17 protein-coding genes are annotated in these 18054 nt (G+C 51.0%); 9 read left to right on the plus strand and 8 right to left on the minus strand.

All coding sequences use genetic code 11. From position 1 onward, the window contains the following. Window positions 1-4 precede the first annotated feature (4 nt). Together DEV76_RS19450 and DEV76_RS19455 are read right to left on the minus strand one after the other, a co-directional pair. Entirely contained in the window at window positions 5-1813 is a 1809-nt protein-coding gene (locus DEV76_RS19450; RefSeq protein WP_198652132.1) for a sensor histidine kinase, read from the minus strand. A 76-nt stretch (window positions 1814-1889) separates the two neighbouring features. Next, window positions 1890-2531, minus strand: coding sequence for a MarR family winged helix-turn-helix transcriptional regulator (locus DEV76_RS19455; RefSeq protein ID WP_109699590.1), 642 nt, complete (start codon window positions 2529-2531; stop codon window positions 1890-1892). 339 nt (window positions 2532-2870) lie between these two features. On the opposite strand from DEV76_RS19455, the gene DEV76_RS19460 reads away from it, so the two are divergent. Further along, window positions 2871-5261 carry an ABC transporter permease gene (locus tag DEV76_RS19460; protein WP_198652133.1) on the plus strand — a complete coding sequence of 797 codons (2391 nt, stop codon included), beginning with the start codon at window positions 2871-2873 and terminating at the stop codon, window positions 5259-5261. Between the two features lie 69 nt (window positions 5262-5330). Here the strand turns inward: DEV76_RS19460 and DEV76_RS19465 are convergent, their stop codons facing one another. Next, window positions 5331-6146 (minus strand): universal stress protein, encoded by an 816-nt coding sequence (locus tag DEV76_RS19465; RefSeq protein WP_109699592.1) that lies wholly within the window; start codon window positions 6144-6146, stop codon window positions 5331-5333. A 203-nt stretch (window positions 6147-6349) separates the two neighbouring features. Here DEV76_RS19465 and DEV76_RS19470 point away from each other — a divergent pair, with 203 nt between their 5' ends. Further along, window positions 6350-7471: a glycosyltransferase family 2 protein gene (locus DEV76_RS19470; protein ID WP_109699593.1), complete on the plus strand. Its 1122-nt coding sequence runs from the start codon at window positions 6350-6352 to the stop codon at window positions 7469-7471. On the opposite strand, the gene DEV76_RS19475 is transcribed toward DEV76_RS19470, so the two are convergent. The 5 genes from DEV76_RS19475 to DEV76_RS19495 all read right to left on the minus strand — a co-directional run bounded on the left by DEV76_RS19475 (window position 7456) and on the right by DEV76_RS19495 (window position 12216). Beyond that, entirely contained in the window at window positions 7456-8256 is an 801-nt protein-coding gene (locus DEV76_RS19475) for a glycosyltransferase family 2 protein (RefSeq protein ID WP_109699594.1), read from the minus strand. The two genes, DEV76_RS19470 and DEV76_RS19475, sit on opposite strands and share 16 nt — an antisense overlap. Before the next feature lie 180 nt (window positions 8257-8436). Further along, window positions 8437-10302 carry an ABC transporter ATP-binding protein gene (locus DEV76_RS19480; protein WP_109699595.1) on the minus strand — a complete coding sequence of 622 codons (1866 nt, stop codon included), beginning with the start codon at window positions 10300-10302 and terminating at the stop codon, window positions 8437-8439. A 62-nt stretch (window positions 10303-10364) separates the two neighbouring features. Further along, window positions 10365-10745, minus strand: coding sequence for a DUF3037 domain-containing protein (locus DEV76_RS19485; RefSeq protein ID WP_109699596.1), 381 nt, complete (start codon window positions 10743-10745; stop codon window positions 10365-10367). Next, window positions 10723-11511 (minus strand): HipA family kinase, encoded by a 789-nt coding sequence (locus DEV76_RS19490; RefSeq protein ID WP_109699667.1) that lies wholly within the window; start codon window positions 11509-11511, stop codon window positions 10723-10725. Before DEV76_RS19490 ends, DEV76_RS19485 begins: the two co-directional genes overlap by 23 nt. Before the next feature lie 66 nt (window positions 11512-11577). Beyond that, window positions 11578-12216 carry a Type 1 glutamine amidotransferase-like domain-containing protein gene (locus DEV76_RS19495; RefSeq protein ID WP_109699597.1) on the minus strand — a complete coding sequence of 213 codons (639 nt, stop codon included), beginning with the start codon at window positions 12214-12216 and terminating at the stop codon, window positions 11578-11580. A gap of 97 nt (window positions 12217-12313) precedes the next feature. Here DEV76_RS19495 and DEV76_RS19500 point away from each other — a divergent pair, with 97 nt between their 5' ends. From DEV76_RS19500 to DEV76_RS19530, 7 genes are all read left to right on the plus strand, one after another. Continuing rightward, on the plus strand, window positions 12314-13126 hold the full coding sequence (locus tag DEV76_RS19500; protein WP_109699598.1) for a helix-turn-helix transcriptional regulator: 813 nt from the start codon (window positions 12314-12316) through the stop codon (window positions 13124-13126). An 80-nt stretch (window positions 13127-13206) separates the two neighbouring features. Then, the gene (locus tag DEV76_RS19505; RefSeq protein ID WP_109699599.1) at window positions 13207-13845 is read left to right on the plus strand and encodes an NAD(P)-dependent oxidoreductase; all 639 of its coding nucleotides are present in this window, start codon (window positions 13207-13209) and stop codon (window positions 13843-13845) included. Beyond that, window positions 13808-14335, plus strand: a complete 528-nt coding sequence (locus tag DEV76_RS19510) for an anthrone oxygenase family protein (protein ID WP_109699600.1) — start codon at window positions 13808-13810, stop codon at window positions 14333-14335. Before DEV76_RS19505 ends, DEV76_RS19510 begins: the two co-directional genes overlap by 38 nt. Before the next feature lie 66 nt (window positions 14336-14401). Then, on the plus strand, window positions 14402-15736 hold the full coding sequence (locus DEV76_RS19515) for a metal-dependent hydrolase family protein (protein ID WP_109699601.1): 1335 nt from the start codon (window positions 14402-14404) through the stop codon (window positions 15734-15736). Window positions 15737-15835: 99 nt separating this feature from the next. Beyond that, window positions 15836-16222, plus strand: a complete 387-nt coding sequence (locus DEV76_RS19520; protein WP_109699602.1) for a DoxX family protein — start codon at window positions 15836-15838, stop codon at window positions 16220-16222. A gap of 79 nt (window positions 16223-16301) precedes the next feature. Beyond that, complete coding sequence (locus DEV76_RS19525) at window positions 16302-16880, plus strand: hypothetical protein (protein ID WP_157963003.1); 579 nt, start codon at window positions 16302-16304, stop codon at window positions 16878-16880. Window positions 16881-16991: 111 nt separating this feature from the next. Then, a complete protein-coding gene (locus DEV76_RS19530; RefSeq protein WP_109699604.1) occupies window positions 16992-18032 on the plus strand; it encodes a Gfo/Idh/MocA family protein in 1041 nt (346 codons plus the stop codon). Window positions 18033-18054 lie beyond the last annotated feature (22 nt).

Raw genomic sequence — 18054 nt, forward strand, 5'->3', positions numbered from 1 at the left:
AGGTTCAGTTCATTTTCGGCAGCGGTAATTCTATATTGACCAGTGCGCCGGTGGTTGTTTGATGTTCAATCTGCATCATGCCTTCCAGGTAATCTACTTTCGAGCGGATGCTGCGCAGCAGCTGGGGATCGGGCAGGTCGCCGGGGATGCCTTTGCCATCGTCTTCCACCAGCAGCGTGCAATGATCATCGTGCTCTATGAGCTGGATGAGTACATGCCCTGCTTCTGCGTGGCGGAGAACGTTCTGCAGCAGTTCCTGTATGATGCGGTAAAGTATGTTGCGGAAATTGCGGGGGAAAGCAGCTTCTTTTTCGAAGCCGATAATCACCAGCTCAATATGAATCTTTCCCGAAGCATTGGCGATGCCGGTAAGATCGGTGACAGCTTTGACCAGTCCGTATTTCTCCATGGCAACTGGAGTGAGCTGATGGCTGATGGTACGTACGGTTTCACTGATCTCCCGGATGAGATTGCCTGCGCGTGCGGCGGCAGGTGCGCCTGTTGGCGCATTTCCCTGTACTGCATCCAGCTGGAGCGATGCGAGTGCGAGGAGTGATCCTATTTCATCATGTAACCGGTCTGCCAGTACCTTTCTTTCGTTCTCCTCCACGGTTACAATTGTATCCGTCAGCTTTTTCTGCTGTTCGTGCATGGCCTTCAGAATAGTTTCCTTTTCTTTCCTGTAATGAGAAAAGCGCGCGGCAAGCCCGAATGTGATGATGATCATCTCGAGTACAATGCCTGTGAACAGACCATAATGCGCGAAATAGGAAGGCAGCTGAACGGTGCCAAGATGATACAGGTTTTCCGCCACCACAAAAAACATGAGTACTGAAACTGCCGCGAGGTATACCATCGACGGACGGTTGCCTTTCACCACCTTATACAACACACCCGCCCCAAGCATACTCAGTGCTGCAAGCGAAAAGAAAGGGAGAGCTTTCAGCAGGTACATAGTGGCTATGGCGTAGCGCTGGTAATGTATGGGCCAAAGTACTACCAATAACATAGCCATCCATACGCCCTGTACGAACAATAATGGCTGCCGCAGCCTGCTGCCTGGCTGGCAGAGGCCGGTAAATACTTTGAGGAACTGTACGGTAAAGATGAAGTTGAACAGGACGAAGATGGGGCGCGATCTGCTGGGGAAGTAAACAGAGTCGGGCCAGATGTATTGATATCCCAGTCCGCTGTTGGCCCATATCCAGCAAAGGGTGCTGAGCACATATAAGGCATACCAGCCATACACGGCATCCAAAGTATTGGCGTACAGGAATACACCGAACAATATGATGAGTAAAACGATGCCGGTTAAGATGCCGTTGATGAGGGTGGATCTTTCCTTCTCTTCGTAATACGATTGCCTGTCGATCAGTCTTAACGGTGCCTGCAGGGATTCATGATGTTTCTCGATCTTAAGGAGGTAAAGGCCCGGGCCGTTGCTGAAGCGGAAGATAAACGAAGGATCTCGCACCGGGCGCTGCCGGAAGGGGTAGTAGTCGCCGGTAACAGACAAGAGTTGCATGGCATGATGCCCTGCCGCATACCATTCCAGCCTGTTGATGTGCGGGTTATCGGTAATCAGCAGCATGTTTTCCGCAAAAGAAATATCCGGTGCGGTAACAGCGATCCAGTAATCGGAGGTGGTATAGCCGGGATTGAGATAAGAGGGCTGCAACGGCTTAAACCGGCCATTTTCGAAGGCTTCCAGTATAGCGGCAGGTGAGAGGAGCCGGGAGCTGTCTTCCAGTACATAAAAGCTTTGCTGCCCGTTTGCGGACAACCAGCCAGACAACAACAATACAATCGACAAGAATAGCCCTCTATTCATCCGGTAAGGGAAATGGTTGAGGCTACAAGATAGGAATTTCCTGATGCGGAATATTGTATCAGGCGAGGCCGTGGGAATTTTTATCCAGCAGATCGTCGAGCTGCTGCAGGTCGTCGCGGAAGATGGGCTTATGGTAACAATGCAGGCGTTCCAGCATTTCGAGGAGGCGGTATTGTTCACTGGGCAGGAGATCGCCCAGGATGAGTTTGGAGATTTTATCCATATCGCCAAACAATTCGCCCATCATCATCTGGCCCTTTTCGCTGACCTGGATGAGTTTGCTGCGCTTATCACCAGGGTCAGGCGTTTCTTCAATAAAGCCAAGTTTGATGAGCCGGTTGATGATTTCCATGCCGGTAGGCTTTTCCTGTATATTCTGATGGATAAGGCCGGTTTTATTCATCGGGCCGTATTGCAGGAGGGAAACCATATATCCGAATTCGTCGAGCGACTGAATAGGCCTGTTGGCGAGGGCGCGTTTGAAATACAGTTTAGCATACCGGTGCATATACACCAGCAATTTGCTGATCAGACCCGGAATATGGTCGTCGCTGTAGTGATCCGTGGTCCTGACCGTTTCCGGGGCATCGCCTTCCCGCAGCCAGCGCACAAAATCCTTGATATCACCTGTGCCTTTTCCCGCCGATTGCTCGTATTCCTCCGCCAGATCGATCAGTTGCTTGATTAAACTGTAATTCAATTTTAAGTGTTTCCCGCGTCAAGTTAACAGATAATCTGCAATCAATTAGTGTATAAACATTTTATTATATCCAAAAATAGACTATTTTTATACTATAATGAATGCAATTGTATTCATTACGGCTGATTGCGATCCCGCCCGGAAACGGGTTTGATGGCGAAAAGTCATTCAGATGGAGTGTAGAGACCGCTTCACTCCTGGAGCGGTTATTTTTTTCACTTTCCAGGAAATATCTGCCTGCAGGGCGGGGCTCCAGGTGTCCGGAAGCGGACGATCCTGTTCGCCAGTGAACGCAGGGAGTTTGTAACATGGGCCATGGTGGCAGGTTTTACTGTCGGCATGGGGATTGTTTCGCTCATTCCGACCAAAGTACCGCTTATGTTCAGGCATTCCCTGCTCCTTATAATCCGCAACTTCAGTAAGTTCAAAACCACTTTCTTCATCAACCTCGCCGGGCTTTCAAGCGGCCTTGCCTGTGCAATGCTCATTTGTTTATGGGTGACCGACGAGTGGCAGATGAATAAAAATTTCCGGCACGACGCGCGAATCATGCACATCCTGGGGCAACACCATCAGGATGACGGAATTAAGACAACGATGCAGACTCCTGCGCCGCTGGCAGATGAATTGAAGGCGCAGTTTCCGGAAGTGGAGTACGCCGTGGCTACCCGTCCACCGGGTACAATGCCAAAGTTTACCATCAGCAGTGGCCAGGAAAGCTTTAAAGCGCGGCCTATGTTTGCCAGCCGCGATTACTTTAAGGTATTTCCTTTTCCGCTGGCAGATGGTGACCCGGATAAGGTTTTAGTGGCCAGCAATGCCATTCTGCTCTCAGAATCCATGGCGATGAAAATGTTCAAAACCACAGAAAACCTCATCGGCAAACCGGTAACCTGGCAACAGGAACATCAATTCACCATCACCGGCATTTTCAAAGACCTCCCGTCCAACGTTTCCGAACAATATGATTATCTGCTCTCTTACGATGCATTTTTAAAAGAATTTAATGTGCATTGGGATAATCACAATGTGCAGACTTTTGTACTGCTCAAACTAGGAGCAGACATAGCACAGTTCAATGCCAAAATCAAAGGGCTGCTGCAGCAGAAGGTATCCACGTCGCGGGTTACGCTTAGTACGCAACCTCATACAGAAACTTATCTTTTCGGAAAATATACCAATGGCGTGCAGGATGGCGGGCGTATTGAATATGTAAGGTTGTTTTCCCTGATCGCAATATTTATCCTGCTCATCGCCAGCATAAATTTCATGAACCTCTCTACCGCCCGCACATCGCGGCGGATGAAGGAAGTAGGCGTGAAAAAAGCCATCGGGGCCAGGCAGGCATCGCTCATTCTCCAGTTCCTCGGAGAAGCAGTGCTGCTTTCGTTGATTTCACTTGGGGTGGCGTTACTGGCGGTTTATTTCATCCTTCCGTTCTTTAATACCATTACAGGGAAATCACTAACTCTTTTCGCAGATAGGCAGGTGTTGTTTTTCCTGTTGCTGCTCACGCTGGCTACAGGCCTGCTGGCAGGCAGTTACCCGGCATTATATCTATCCGGATTCAGGCCGGCAGCCATATTGAAAGGTCAGTACACGTCTTCCCTGCGGGAACTTTGGGTAAGAAAAGGACTGGTAGTATTCCAGTTCTCGATTTCCATCGTACTCATTTTAGCGGTAATTGTAGTATTCCTGCAAATACAGTTTGTACAGCATAAGAACATGGGATACGACCGTGAAAACGTGGTCTACTTTTTCAAGGAGGGGAAGCTGAAGGAAGACAGCCGGCAGTTTCTTCAACGGCTGCGTGAGTTGCCGGGAGTGGTGAGTGCAGCCAATGCCACCGGGAATGTAACCTCGCATTGGGGAACTACCACAGGTGTGGATTGGCCGGGCAAAAGCAAGGAACTGAACATGGAGTTTGGTTGCCAGGCTATTGATGTGGGGTTAATAGAAACGATGGGGATGACGATGGCTAAGGGCCGGTCTTTCTCCGCAGATTTCCGAACAGACAGTGCCGGCGTCATCATCAATGAAGTAGCCGCTGCAGCTATGGGGATGCAGGATCCTGTTGGTAAAGAAATTAATTTCTGGGGTGAGCAGCGCCGGATTGTAGGTGTCGTAAAGAACTTTCATTTCAGAACCGTTCATAAAGCGGTTACCCCCTGGATTTATTACTTCGGTCCGGATCAGGCAGGAGCTATAATAGCAAGGCTTTCGCCGGTAGATATGCAAACGACAATTGCCCGGATCAATGCATTGTTCAGGGAACTGAACCCGGGCAGTGTACTGGAATTGAATTTTATTGATACGGATTTTCAGACGGTATATCAGACTGAAATGAGGGTAGGCGTATTGTCGCGCTACTTCGCGGGGCTGGCGGTGATTATATCCTGCCTTGGTTTGCTGGGGCTGGCTGCTTTCACGGCAGAGCGCCGGATGAAGGAGATGAGTATACGCAAAGTGCTGGGTGGCAGCAGTTCCCATATCATATATCTGCTTTCTGCTGATTTTACGAAGCTGGTAGTGGCTGCCATTCTCATTGCATTGCCTGTAGGCTACTTTGTAGCCCGTTCGTGGCTGGATACCTTTGTTTACCGCATTGAGCTGCGGTGGTGGTACTTTGCACTGGCAGGCGTTCTGGCTTTGCTGACCGCATGGCTGACAGTAGGGAGCCAGGCGCTGAAGGCTTCGCGGGTAAACCCGGTGAAGCATCTGAAAGATTAATCCTTTTACTGCAAATAGTAAACGGCCCGCGGATAACTGGTATCTGCGGGCCGTTTATGTTAAAAGATCTTACCGGATCACTACCACCGGGAGCCCTACATTGAAAGCCAGCTTTTTGGTAATGCTGCGGTGGAATAATTCCGCAAACAGTCCATATTCACCGGGTATGGCGAGAAGGAGATCGGCATTAGTTTCACCTGCATATTCCTGGATGGCGGTAACCAAATCAGTATGCTGCAGCTCCCGGTAGTGGGAAGGGGCCAGTTGGAGGGCTTCCATGAGGGCTGCAGGTGCATTGTTGTCAGGTTCACCCGGAGTAATGTGAACGACTTCTATCTGTCCCTCGAAATCGTTTTGCAGTCTCAAAATAGTTTCCGCCTGTGTGGGCTGTAGTGTTTGTTTACGGTCGTAAGCGAAAAGGATGCGTTTAATCTTACGCAGCTCCGCACCGGCGGGCACAATAATGAGCGGAACATGTGTACTATGCGCCACATCGAGTGCATTGGAGCCAATGAAGCGCTGGCCGAGGGGGCTTTTGCCGGTTATGCCCATCACAATCAGAGCAAACCGGGTCTTGTCTGTAGCTTCTTTAACGGCTTCCATAAAAGGAAGGCCGCTGATGTGTGTATCAAGCTGTACATATTCCACCAGTTCGGACTGCAGCTCCTGTTTCCATTTAGCCATTTCAATTTCCACACCATGGATATATTCAGGCGAATCGCCCGGCATCATGGCTATCACGGTGGCATTTGCGGATGGAGGTAGGCCGTAAGCATGAAATAAGGTAATCGACGTCGGTTGTAACTGACGGGCAATTGAAATGGCGTACCGTGCGGCATGGAAGGCTGTTTCTGAGAAGTCTACCGGGACGAGGATTCTTTGCATGCGGATTGTTTTTCAGATTTAACAATCATTTTTGCATATTGTTATGGCATCCGCCAACGTATGACGCTTCTGAAAGTTACGTTTATGGGGGAAAAGAAATCCCTTACGTAGCTGGGTGCCTTATGATAACATAGCGAGGAAAAAAACTATTTTTGCGCCGCGCCCATTATCCGGGCAAGTTAAATCATTCATAAAAATCCTGTATGGGGATCAGTATCGACGTAGTTATACCATCTTTCCGGCTTATTGAACATTACCTGGTGCCCATTCTGCGGCTCGAAAGGCCCGCGGGCGTAAGGGTAAGGTTTTATCTGCTGTCAGACAATCCTGCGGTAGCGGTGGCCCCTGCTATTGCGGAGATGGTGAACGGAACGGATGTGTTCCTCGAAGTGAATCCCCAAAACATGGGTGCAGCGTATACCCGCAACCGCGGCATTGAGTCCGGAAACGGAGACTGGGTATTGTTCCTCGATGATGATATTACTGTGCCCAATGATTTACTGCTTACTTATGCGAACGCCGCAGCGGGGGCGCCTGATGCCACAGGATTCATAGGCCTGGTGCGCCTGCCGCCTCCGGGGAAGCCTTTCTCCGACGCCATCCTGGCCAGCGGAAGTATGGATATTTTTACAATTGCTGAACACCGGAAAGATTTTGCCTGGGGCGCCACTGCTAATATCATGGTACGCCGCTCGGCCATCGGGAACATTCGTTTTTCGGAAGTATATCCCAAATCGGGTGGTGGAGAGGATGTGGACTTTTTCCTGAAAGTGCGGGCCGCCAATGATTACCGCAATTACCAGACGTTGCCGCAGGCCGCTGTGAACCACCCCTGGTGGAAGGATGAAGCGCCCGATTTCAAACGGCCGTTCAGGTACGGTACGGGAAACGCCCTGCTGCCGGAGCAATTGCCCCAACATGCTTCGCGTGAATTACCGAATACGGTTGAAACTTTACTGCTCACTGTTGTAGCGGCATTGGTGGCTGCAGTGGTAAAACCTGCACTGCTGGTACCCATCGCTCTGTTCATGGCGGGAATACTTGTAATAGAGTGTATAGCCACGACGGTACAGTCCATCAAGCGGAAAGCGAAAGCGGATGTGAGGGTGTACTGGTACGTGATATTGCTGCGTCTGAGTCACGATGCGGGCCTGCTGTGGGGCAACCTCCGCCGTCGTAAGCTGCAGGGGATTACCCGCCGCTTCAATGACAACGGCGGGTTCCGGAAAAGCAATATGCTCCGGACGAATACCTATAAAATTGTAAAATGGATTTTATACCCGTTACTCGTTTGGGCGGCGTGGAGTGTTTATACTTCAGCATAGCCGTTCATGCAGGAGATCAGGTTGTACCGGATCGTTTCCATGTAACGGTATTCGTTAGCTTCTACTTCTGATTTAGAATTACAGTTGTGGTGGAGATGGTAGCAGTTGGCAGACCATTTCAGTCTTACCTTTTTAATACCTGCGTTGATCAGCCTTGCGGCAAACTCATTGTCTTCCGAACCCCAGCCGCTGAAAGTATTGTTATAGCCGTTTACTTTAATAAAATCGTCTTTCCAGAAGGCGAGGTTGCAGCCACGGGTTTTAGTGGCATCCTGCTTAGATAGTTTGAAGATCCAGGAAAGGAAGGGGATACGCAGTGAATTAAAGCGGTTCCCGATACCCAGAGAAAAGAAATTAATAGGATCGAAGCTGCCGGTGTTCAGGATACGGGTAGTCCGGTTTTCCTGTACCATGGTGCGTGCGCCCTGTATAAAAATACCTTTCTGCGCGTGGCGGATATGATCTTCCACAAACTTAGGGTGCATGACGATATCGCCATCCACTTCAATGATATAATCTGATTCGGAAAGTTTAACTGCTTTGTTGAGAATGAGGCTTTTTCTGAATCCGTCATCTTCATGCCAGGCATGACGGAAAGGTATGCCCATCAATGTGGCATACTTACGGATGATAGCTTCTGTTGCTACGCCTGAACCGTCGTCCGCGATGATGATCTCATCCGGCATCCGGGTTTGGCGCATCGCGCTTTTTAATACGGCATCCAGTGCTCTGGGCCAGTTGTAGGTAGATATCAATAATCCTACTGTGAATGCTTTCTTCTCCATTCCAGGTTGATTAAATACGGGTTGTGTTGTAAAGACCGGTTGCTTCTTTCACCTGTCTTTTTCGCTTATAGTCAGGTAGTTCGCAATACTTATTTAACGATAGCCTCACCTTATATGTTACAATCGACTTTAAAAATACAATATATAAGTTATAAAAAAAGCCTATATATAATTTATTTTTTAACTAACCCCGAAAGTCTGCATTTCTATCAGCTTCCGGTAAAGTCCGTTTCTTTCCAATAACTCAAAATGGGTGCCGGTTTCTACGATTTTACCTCCTTCCAGCACGATAATTACGTCTGCACTCTGTATCGTGCTGAGCCTGTGGGCGATCACGAGAGAGGTACGGTTCTTCATAAGGTTGTTCAGCGCGTCCTGTACCAGGCGTTCCGATTCGGTATCGAGTGCGGAAGTGGCTTCGTCCAGCAGCATAATGGGCGGGTTGCGCAGTACGGCACGGGCAATACAGATACGCTGGCGCTGGCCGCCGCTGAGTTTCACCCCACGGTCGCCGATCCTTGTCTGGTACCCTTCGTCAGACGCTACGATGAAATCGTGTGCATTGGCGATACGGGCAGCAGCTTCCACCTGTTCCTGCGTTGCATCGGGCAGGGCGAAAGCGATATTATTGAATATAGTATCGTTGAAAAGAATGGATTCCTGGTTCACGGTACCCAGCAGGGAACGCAGTGATTCGAGGGTGTAGTCCTGGATATTATGCCCGTCTATCCGGATTTCCCCGCTCCAGGGCTGGGTGAACCGGGGGATGAGGTCCATCAGCGTGGATTTACCTCCCCCGGAAGGGCCTACCAGTGCAACCGATGAGCCTCTGGGAATGGTAAAGTTCACGTTATCAAGCACTTTCTTTTCCTGGTACCCGAATGTTACGTTACGGAACTCCAGGGTATCACGGAATTCGGTGATAACTTTGGCGTCGGGTTTATCCACGATGGTCGGTTTTTCATCGATGAGGGACAATACTCTTTCGCCGGCGGCTATACCGGAATGGATATTGGTAAACGCCTGCGAAATAGCTTTCGCCGGGCGCATAATTTGTGAGAAAATAGCGATGTAAGCGATAAAATCGCCGGGGGCCAATTCAGGCGTAGTACCCGGCTGGGTATTGGCTATCAGCATACCACCATACAGCACGATGCCTGCCACCATCATTACGCCCAGTGTTTCTGAAACAGGACTGGCCAATTGCTGGCGGCGCGCCATAGAACGCATGATATTGCTGTATTGCTGGTTCTGATCGTCGAAGCGCTTCCGGATGAAAGGGACTGCATTGTACGCTTTGATGATCTTGATACCGGAAAGTGCTTCGTCGAGGTAACTGATCATGAGGCCGTAGGTTGAGTGCGAGGCGGCTGCCTGTGCCTTCAGTCTTTTCACGATAAGAGAGATGAGCCATCCTGCAACTGGTATTACCAGCATGGAGAACAGCGTCAGTTTCACGGAGATCATGAACAGCATTACGAGATACGCAATCAGCTGCAGTGGTTCTTTAAAAACCACCTGCAGAGTACTGGTAACGGAGAACTGTACCACCTGGACATCGGAGGCTACTTTCGCCAGGATGTCGCCTTTCCTTTCGTTGTTGAAAAAGGCGATATCGAGGTTCATGACGTTTTTGAAAACGGTTTTACGCAGGTTAAGAAGGGTGTGGATGCGGAGGTTTTCCATCGTCCTTTCCCCGAAGTATTTAAAAATGTTACTGATTACCACGGAAATTACGATCACGGCGCACACGTAAATAAGGGTAGTGGACAGGCCGAGCTCATTGTTCAGGCGGGCGGCGTGATAGTTCATGATGTCGAACAAATCGAAGCCGGTAGGCGGCTCAGGAAGGGGAGCGGGCGTTACTGAACCATCGGCAGCAGTTTGCACGGCTTTGTTGGCATCAAACAGGGTGGAAAGCAGGGGGGCAACCAGTGCGAGGTTGAGGGTGCCGAACACCACTGCGATAATGGTAAAAAGTATATAGGGAATTGCGTATTTCTCAATCGGTTTGGCAAACGACAATAGCCGGAAATATGTCTTCATGTACTGTTGCTCTGGTAAAACGTGCGAAGTTATGCATTATTTGCCATATGGCACCCCGGAAATTACGCCTGCAGCACCAGCTCGCGGTGCAGCCTGTCGAGGGTATCCTCAGGCGCGGAGCACAGCCCGGGATGCACCCGGGAAGTTTGTAAAATGGTGCTGCGCATGGCGGTGAGCCAGCGGAACCGGCTGGCGGGGTCCAGCTGGCCGATAGGGCCTTCGCCGCGGCAGGTTTTCTCGAAACCGGTCACGAAGGCCTTCAGCGCCTCAAGATCGAGAGTGGGACTGAATGCTCGCAACCGGGCTTCATCCAGCGTGATTTTGCAGTCCAGATAACGTTTTGGCCGGCAGAACAGGATTACGCCCACGTTCATGAACTCTTCCCGCTCAACTTTCGGCACTACACGGATCACGGCGTATTCAAATAAGGGCTGTTCTGGCATGCAGGGCGGCATTTAAAAAGTTATCGGCATTGGCAAGCCGGTTGGTGAGGAAGCTGAAATACACTTCCCTGACGGCATCTGCCGGTTCCCCGTGGGTAGTGAGCCATTCTGAAGGCAGCAGGGCGGTTATGGCACCAATGCGCTCCGGCGTGAGCAGCGGGCGAAGCAGCGCGTCGGCTTCCCGTATTTGCGTGGCAAAGGGTAGCAGCACATGATCCTTCACCTGTACGAAGGGCTTGAGAGACTGTTCCTCCCAATTATCCCAGGAATGGTGAAAGTATAGAGAGGCGCCATGGTCGATGAGCCAAAGCTCACGGTTCCACCAGAGCATGTTAGTATTCCGGGCAGTACGATCCACATTGGTCAGCAGGCAGTCGAGCCATACGATCTTTGATGCCAGCATAGAATCCACCTCGGTGGCATTAGGATCGAAGGTAACAGCGCCGGAAAGGTAGTGTAATGCCAGGTTGAGGCCTGTGCTGGCTTTGAGCAGATCCTGTATCTCTTCGTCGCCCTCCGTCCGGCCAAAAGCCTCATCGAGGTTGGCAAAAACGAGTTCCGGCACCCGCAGGCCCAGCACACGGGCTATTTCACCGCCAATAAGTTCGGCAATGAGGGATTTCACGCCCTGCCCCGCACCCCGGAATTTCAGGACGTAGAGGAATCCGTCGTCGGCCTCGGCGATGGCGGGCAGAGACCCTCCTTCGCGCAGTGGCGTCACATAGCGGGTAACATTGACGGTCCGCATTTCATTTAAATGAGTCATGAGCATATCCTTCCACATGTAATCGGCGGAAAATTAACATAAAAACAGGACATCCCGCTTAAAACCCTAATCGATGATACGCTGGTTGCCACCATCGATGACTAAGGCCTCGGTGTCGCCGAGGGGAAGGGTGCTGTATCCAGCAGCCTGCAGCTGCATATTTGCGAGGTGAGCGCCCTGTATAAAATCAGCATTATCGATATGGGGAATAATGATGATCTGGGTGAGATTGAGACCGTCCAGTATCAGTTCAGGCGCGTCTTCCACATTATCCATCGCTTCAAAATATTCTATAGTGGGTCCGGCAACAATGGCGCCTGCGCTCCAGCCGCAAAATACAATACCGCTCCGCACGAGCCGCCGGATCATTTCATCCGCTCCGCTGTTTTTCAGTATCCAGCGCAGGTAAAAAGTGTTGCCTCCGCCGATCCAGATTACATCTTTTCCGGTGAGCCGCTGCATCAGCTGCTGGGGCCTCCGCTGCCATATACGGAGGTCGATGGGATCTACCTGATAACCACGGCGTTTGAAAGATTGACGGATGGATAAAACCCATTCTTCTGAGTCGGGGATCACATCGGCCGCGTTTTCTATGAAAGCAATACGGATGGCGGAAGCCTCTTTTCCGACAAGCTTGTCCAGCGCGGTAAACTGCCGTTCGTTGATGGACAGGGAATAGAGCAATAGTTTGGGCTGTTCGGGCATAATGTAAAGCTATGCTCATTTAAGATGGCGGACAGGTTGTATTATCGACAAATTAGCGGGGTATTTACGACATAATATTTTGTTACATTTGTTTACAATGAATTACCGGCAACTTCCTCCACCCCCGGCCCTGCGCCAGCATGTACAATATTGCTGGACGCTGGAGAGCCATGCCGGTGAAGATGTGCAAATGTTCCGGACGCTGGCCGATGCCTCACCAGGCCTAATTTTCCAACATCCGGAGAAAGGCGTACTCTATCAGGAACAGAAAATTCTCCCGCCCGTTTTCCTTTACGGCCAATCTACCCGCCACGCCGGTCTCCGCCTCGAAGGAACCTTTTCTATCAGCGGTATGGTGCTTCGCCCCGGTGCTTTGAGATCAGTATTCGGACTCAATGCAGGGGAGCTGACTGATGGTTGCATAGACGCATGTGAACTGCAGCCTGCGCTGGCAGGATGGCTGGAAGATACCGCTGCCGGTCCTGTGCCGGGAACAGCACAACTGCAGGGGCTTTTTACATTCGTAGCCGGACAAATGGAGCGTAACCAAAGGCAGCACGACACCGCCATGGAAACTGCCCTTGAAAGGATACAAATGGAGCAGGGTACACTGTCACTGAAAGACCTGCGTGATGAGTTGCGTATTACCGAGCGGAGCTTCGAGCGCCGGTTCAAGCAATACACCGGTATCACCCCCAAACTGTTTTCCCGCATTGCCCAGTTCCAGGCATCTTTGCAGCAGCTGAGAGGCCAGCAGTTCGATAAACTGTCTGATCTGGCTTATGGTAATGATTATGCAGACCAGTCGCATTTCATCCGCGCCTTCCGTGAGTTTGCAGGGTGCAGTCCCCAGCGCTTCCGCGATGCAGGGCCGGTTACGGATAACTTTTCCGCCGTACTTTCCCGCTAAGGGCTTTTCCGTTTACTTTGTCGGTTTTGTTCTATTTGTGCCGTTTCGGCGATGGTAGCTTTGTTAAAAATTAAGCACCCATGCAACTCATCATTTTCGGCGCCAGTGGCGGTACAGGCCGCCACCTTACAGAACAGGCTCTTGCCGCGGGCCACCGTGTTACTGCTTTTGTACGCAATCCTGAAAAGCTCGGAATCAATCATCCGCTGCTAACCAAAGTAGCCGGTGATGCGCTGGATGAAGCAGCAGTACGGGAGGCAGTGAAAGGGCACGATGCAGTACTTTCTACATTAGGTTCACCGGCCAATAAAATCGGTACCATCCGTTCACAGGGCACCCTCAATATTGTAAAGGCCATGCAGTCGGCCGGTATCCGCCGTTTTGTATGCCAGACATCGCTGGGGTATGGAGACAGTCGGCCGGCACTGCGCCGCACACCTTTTGTGTTCCGGTATATCATTGTACCTTTTATATTGAAGAAAGGCTTCGCCGACCATGCCCTGCAGGAAATGCATGTGCGCAACAGCGGGCTGGACTGGGTGATTGTGCGCCCCGGCAACCTGACAGACGGGCCTTTAACAGAACAGTACCGGCATGGATTTGCACCCACCGATTCCAGAATTCAGGTGAAGGTTTCCCGTGCCGATGTAGCCCATTTTATGTTACAGCAAATCAAATCACATGCATATCTCAGACAAACACCCGGTATCTCTTACTGAGGGCTTCCCCGGCATCGTACTGCTTGCGGCAACGGTGGCTACCTGCCTTTCCGCCGGTATCTTTTATGCCTACGCAGTGTCAGTTGTGCCTGGCATTGGGCGGTTGAAAGATGGCGCTTATCTTTCCGCGATCCAGTCCATTAACCGGGCTATCCTTAATCCCTGGTTTCTGATAGTATTTATGGCGCCGGTATTCCTACTGCCTTTCAGCGCATGGCAACAATTTACCCGGCCGGCAGATGCAGCCTGGTGGATGTTGGTTGCGGCAGCAGCTCTGTATATTATTGGTGTATTCGGAGTAACGGTAGCATGCAATGTGCCGTTGAACGAGTGGCTGGATAAGCAGGATCTTGCTGCGGCTGGAGAGGGTACGCTGAAAGAGTGGCGGCTCCGCTTTGAGGCACCCTGGAACCGGTGGAACCTCGTGCGCACGGTAGCTTCCGTTCTGGCAGCGCTACTTTCGGTTTGGGCCACGCTGCGGCTGCGGTAGTGAACCTTTATGCAGCGTCATCCGTTTAATTTCGGAACACGGCCCCAGGCCCCAAAACTATCCGATATGAAATGGATCCTCTTAAGCTGTATGCTCCTGGCAACAGGCATGTCAACCGCGCAGGACAGGAAACCTCCTGTTACCCTGCTCACCAACGTCCGCATATTTACCGGTAAAGACGCCGCACCCTTCTCCGGGAATGTATTGGTGACGGGTAACATTATCACTAAAATATCTGCCGGGCCAATTGCGACAGACCGGAGTATGAATACCACGATCATTGACGGGAAAGGCCAGTTCCTGATGCCCGGCCTCATTGATGCGCATTACCATTGTATGTTCGCCAATGTTCCGCAGATGGCAGCGCTTACCAAAGATTTTGGATTCGTAGCAATTATGGCTGCAGCCAATGCGAAAGATGTGCTCATGCGCGGGTTCACCAGTGTCAGGGATATGGGTGGTCCTGTGTTCGGACTAAAAGATGCGATAGACGCAGGTATTACGCCCGGCCCGAGGATATGGCCTTCCGGGGCGTTTATCAGTCAAACGGGCGGGCATGGCGACTTCCGGCTGCCATATGAAATTCCTAAGTCCGGCAACGATCCCCTCAGTTACTCAGAACGTATCCGTGCCGCTGCTATTGCGGATGGCACAAATGCCGTGCTGCTACGTTCGCGGGAGCAGCTGATGGCCGGAGCCAGCCAGCTGAAGCTCATGGCGGGAGGTGGCGTTATGTCTACCTACGATCCTATCGATGTAAGCCAGTATACCGAAGCAGAGTTTCACGCTGCCGTGGAAGCGGCAGACAACTGGGGGACCTATGTAACCGTTCACGCCTATACGCCCAAAGCGATACAGACTGCTATCAAAGCCGGGGTAAAGTGTATTGAGCATGGACAGCTTGCGGATGAAGCTACCGCGAAACTGATTGCGGAGAAAGGAGTGTGGTGGTCGCTGCAGCCTTTTATCGATGATGAAGACAGCAACCCGGCTACCGGAGAGAACCGGGAGAAGCAGCTGGAAATGTACAGCGGAACCGATGAAGCATTTGCATTTGCAAAGAAATATAAAGTGAAAATGGCCTGGGGTACGGATGCATTGTTTAACGCCAAACTTGCAAAGCGGCAGGGTGCAAGGCTGGTGGCGATGACGCGGTGGTTTCAGCCCGCGGAGATCTTGCGAATAGCCACGAAGAACAATGGCGAACTGCTGGCGCTCTCCGGGCGCAGGGCACCCTATAAAGGTAAGCTGGGCGTGCTGGAAGAAGGTGCGCTGGCTGATATGATACTGGTCAATGGCGACCCCACGAAGGAGATCAAACTGATGGAAGACCCGGAAAAGAACCTTTCACTCATTATGAAAGACGGAGTGATCTATAAGAATACCCTTTCACAACCCTGAGTGTCGCATTTAACCCCTTATTTTGGCTGAAACGTACGCGGCTTGTGCGGAATTAGTGCGGTAGTTTTGTATCAGACAATAACGCTAAAAACACTACCAATGAAACCTAACACAATCAAAACCTCGTACTGGATCACCACTGTAATATTCGCACTCATGGCCTTAATGGATGGCATTGGCGGCGTTACCCGCCAGCAGGCCGGTATCGATGTCATGAACCACCTGGGCTACCCGGTGTACTTCCTTAGCATTGTAGGTGTTGCGAAATTACTGGGTGCCGCGGCCATTTTGCAGACCCGCTTCCGGGCTATTAAGGAATGGGCTTATGCCGGGTTTGCATTCAATTTCATCGGTGCATTCGCTTCCCGCGCTTTTATGGGGGATCCCACTTTCGAAGTGATCTTCCCCATTATTATGCTCGCTGTAATGTTTGTACCGTACTATTTCTGGAAAAAGTATGAGCAGGTAAGATACGCTATTGCCTGAGCCGCAATGCGTTTGCATATTGACAACCGCCGGTCTGTTTTTCAAGCAGGCCGGCATTTTTATTTTGTATATTCAGTATATGAAAAATTCTCCTGTATCCCTTTACACGTTATGTGCTTTTGCGGGTATCAGCCTTGCGATAGCCTGCCAGTCACCTTCCCGTCCCCAACCCGCTGCAGATACGCCGGCAGCTGTCAATCAGGAGGGTAATGAATACCTGGATGCCATGGCCGAAGTGGTGACAGCATTTGATGCCGCCCGGTCAGATACTGCGCTTTCAAAGATGATAGGCAGCGGTGGTGAAAACCAGGTGAAGTTACTGACCCGTGAAGCACCGCTGTTATTCGGAGATTTTAATGCCGACAACGCGGAGGATATAATATCAGCCTATTCTGTGGTTACTCCTCAGGATGAAAAGTTAAACTACGCGGTTTTCCAGCGCGATAACGGCAAATTGCGGCTGGTACATGTTGTGCCTCGCGGCACTAGCGAGTCCAAATCACTCCTTACATTCCATCATATCGATGAAAATGGTATTATTCAGGGAAATGAGGCGGAGTTTGAGAAAGGTCTCATCTGGGATGTAAGGTACAAATGGCAGGGATCGGCATTGGAGGAAGTATCCCGCATGCCTCAACCGGCAGCGCCCGGATCATGAATTCTATAAGTCTTACCGTTTATAATAAATATTAAAAAGATCGCAGGATAAATATATTTTTATGTTTAAATAGGGACCACGTTAGTAAAAACATAAAAATAGATATCCCGTATGCAACAAGGACATCCCCGCAGGACATTCCTCAAAACGGCCGCCCTTTCCGGGCTGGGCCTGGCTTTTTCCGGTAAATTATCAGCACTACAGTCACTCGCCGGCACTTCGGGCAAGCGCATCGGTGTAATAGGGCTGGACACAGAGCATGGCCCTCACTTCGCACGGATCCTCAACGCTGCAGATGCGGGCGACAAGTTTGGCGGCATGCGCGTTACAGTAGCTTACCCCCATGGGAGCCGCACCATCAAATCCAGTATGGACATGATTCCCAAAAACACGGCGGCTATAAAGGAGCAGGGAGTAACCGTGGTGGATTCCATCGCTGCGCTACTGCAGCAGTGCGATCTCGTGATGCTGGAAACCAACGATGGCACGGAGCATCTGGCACAGGCGCTGGAAGTGTTCCGTTCCGGCAAGCCCGTGTTTATCGATAAGCCGGTGGCCGCTTCGCTCACGGATGTGCTCACAATATACCGCGCAGCGCATCATTACAAAGTACCGGTATTCTCTTCCAGCACCCTGCGCTACATTGAGAGCGTGCAGGAAGTACGCAATGGTAAAATAGGAAAGGTGAAAGCGGCAGATATATTCACGCCCACGCCTACAGAACCTTCGCACCCTGATCTGTATTGGTACGGTATTCATGGTGTGGAAATGCTCTTTACCATGCTTGGCCCTGATTGCCGCCGGGTAACGCACTTCCAGGCTGGTGATACGGATATGGTGGTAGGTGAATGGGAGGGAGGCCGCACGGGTACCCTCCGTGGCGTACGTTCCGGTATGTGGAACTTCGGTGGACATGCTTATGGAGACAAAGGTCATATGCCCCTTGGCGATTTCACGGGCTATGCTCCCCTGATGCCCCCGATCATCGAGTTTTTCCAGAAGAGTGTGCCTCCGGCTCCTGAAGCAGAAACCATCGGTATTTACGCCTTCATGGATGCCGCACAGGAAAGCCATATAAAGAAGGGCGCCCCCGTTCTGGTTGCCGATATCATGAAGAAGGCACAGAAAGCTGCGATGAAGAAAAGCATTTAATACTTTGCGGTTATATAGTCCC

Source organism: Chitinophaga deserti, from assembly GCF_003149455.1.
In the GTDB taxonomy this organism is placed as follows: domain Bacteria; phylum Bacteroidota; class Bacteroidia; order Chitinophagales; family Chitinophagaceae; genus Chitinophaga; species Chitinophaga deserti.

Bases quoted from the DNA above. Each gene is read 5' to 3' on its own strand.
- DEV76_RS19460 (WP_198652133.1), top strand. From the start codon at position 2,871: ATGGGGATTGTTTCGCTCATTCCGACCAAAGTACCGCTTATGTTCAGG.
- DEV76_RS19465 (WP_109699592.1), bottom strand. From the start codon at position 6,146: ATGCAAAGAATCCTCGTCCCGGTAGACTTCTCAGAAACAGCCTTCCAT.
- DEV76_RS19470 (WP_109699593.1), top strand. From the start codon at position 6,350: ATGGGGATCAGTATCGACGTAGTTATACCATCTTTCCGGCTTATTGAA.
- DEV76_RS19475 (WP_109699594.1), bottom strand. From the start codon at position 8,256: ATGGAGAAGAAAGCATTCACAGTAGGATTATTGATATCTACCTACAAC.
- DEV76_RS19480 (WP_109699595.1), bottom strand. From the start codon at position 10,302: ATGAAGACATATTTCCGGCTATTGTCGTTTGCCAAACCGATTGAGAAA.
- DEV76_RS19485 (WP_109699596.1), bottom strand. From the start codon at position 10,745: ATGCCAGAACAGCCCTTATTTGAATACGCCGTGATCCGTGTAGTGCCG.
- DEV76_RS19490 (WP_109699667.1), bottom strand. From the start codon at position 11,511: ATGACTCATTTAAATGAAATGCGGACCGTCAATGTTACCCGCTATGTG.
- DEV76_RS19495 (WP_109699597.1), bottom strand. From the start codon at position 12,216: ATGCCCGAACAGCCCAAACTATTGCTCTATTCCCTGTCCATCAACGAA.
- DEV76_RS19500 (WP_109699598.1), top strand. From the start codon at position 12,314: ATGAATTACCGGCAACTTCCTCCACCCCCGGCCCTGCGCCAGCATGTA.
- DEV76_RS19505 (WP_109699599.1), top strand. From the start codon at position 13,207: ATGCAACTCATCATTTTCGGCGCCAGTGGCGGTACAGGCCGCCACCTT.
- DEV76_RS19510 (WP_109699600.1), top strand. From the start codon at position 13,808: ATGCATATCTCAGACAAACACCCGGTATCTCTTACTGAGGGCTTCCCC.
- DEV76_RS19515 (WP_109699601.1), top strand. From the start codon at position 14,402: ATGAAATGGATCCTCTTAAGCTGTATGCTCCTGGCAACAGGCATGTCA.
- DEV76_RS19520 (WP_109699602.1), top strand. From the start codon at position 15,836: ATGAAACCTAACACAATCAAAACCTCGTACTGGATCACCACTGTAATA.
- DEV76_RS19525 (WP_157963003.1), top strand. From the start codon at position 16,302: ATGAAAAATTCTCCTGTATCCCTTTACACGTTATGTGCTTTTGCGGGT.
- DEV76_RS19530 (WP_109699604.1), top strand. From the start codon at position 16,992: ATGCAACAAGGACATCCCCGCAGGACATTCCTCAAAACGGCCGCCCTT.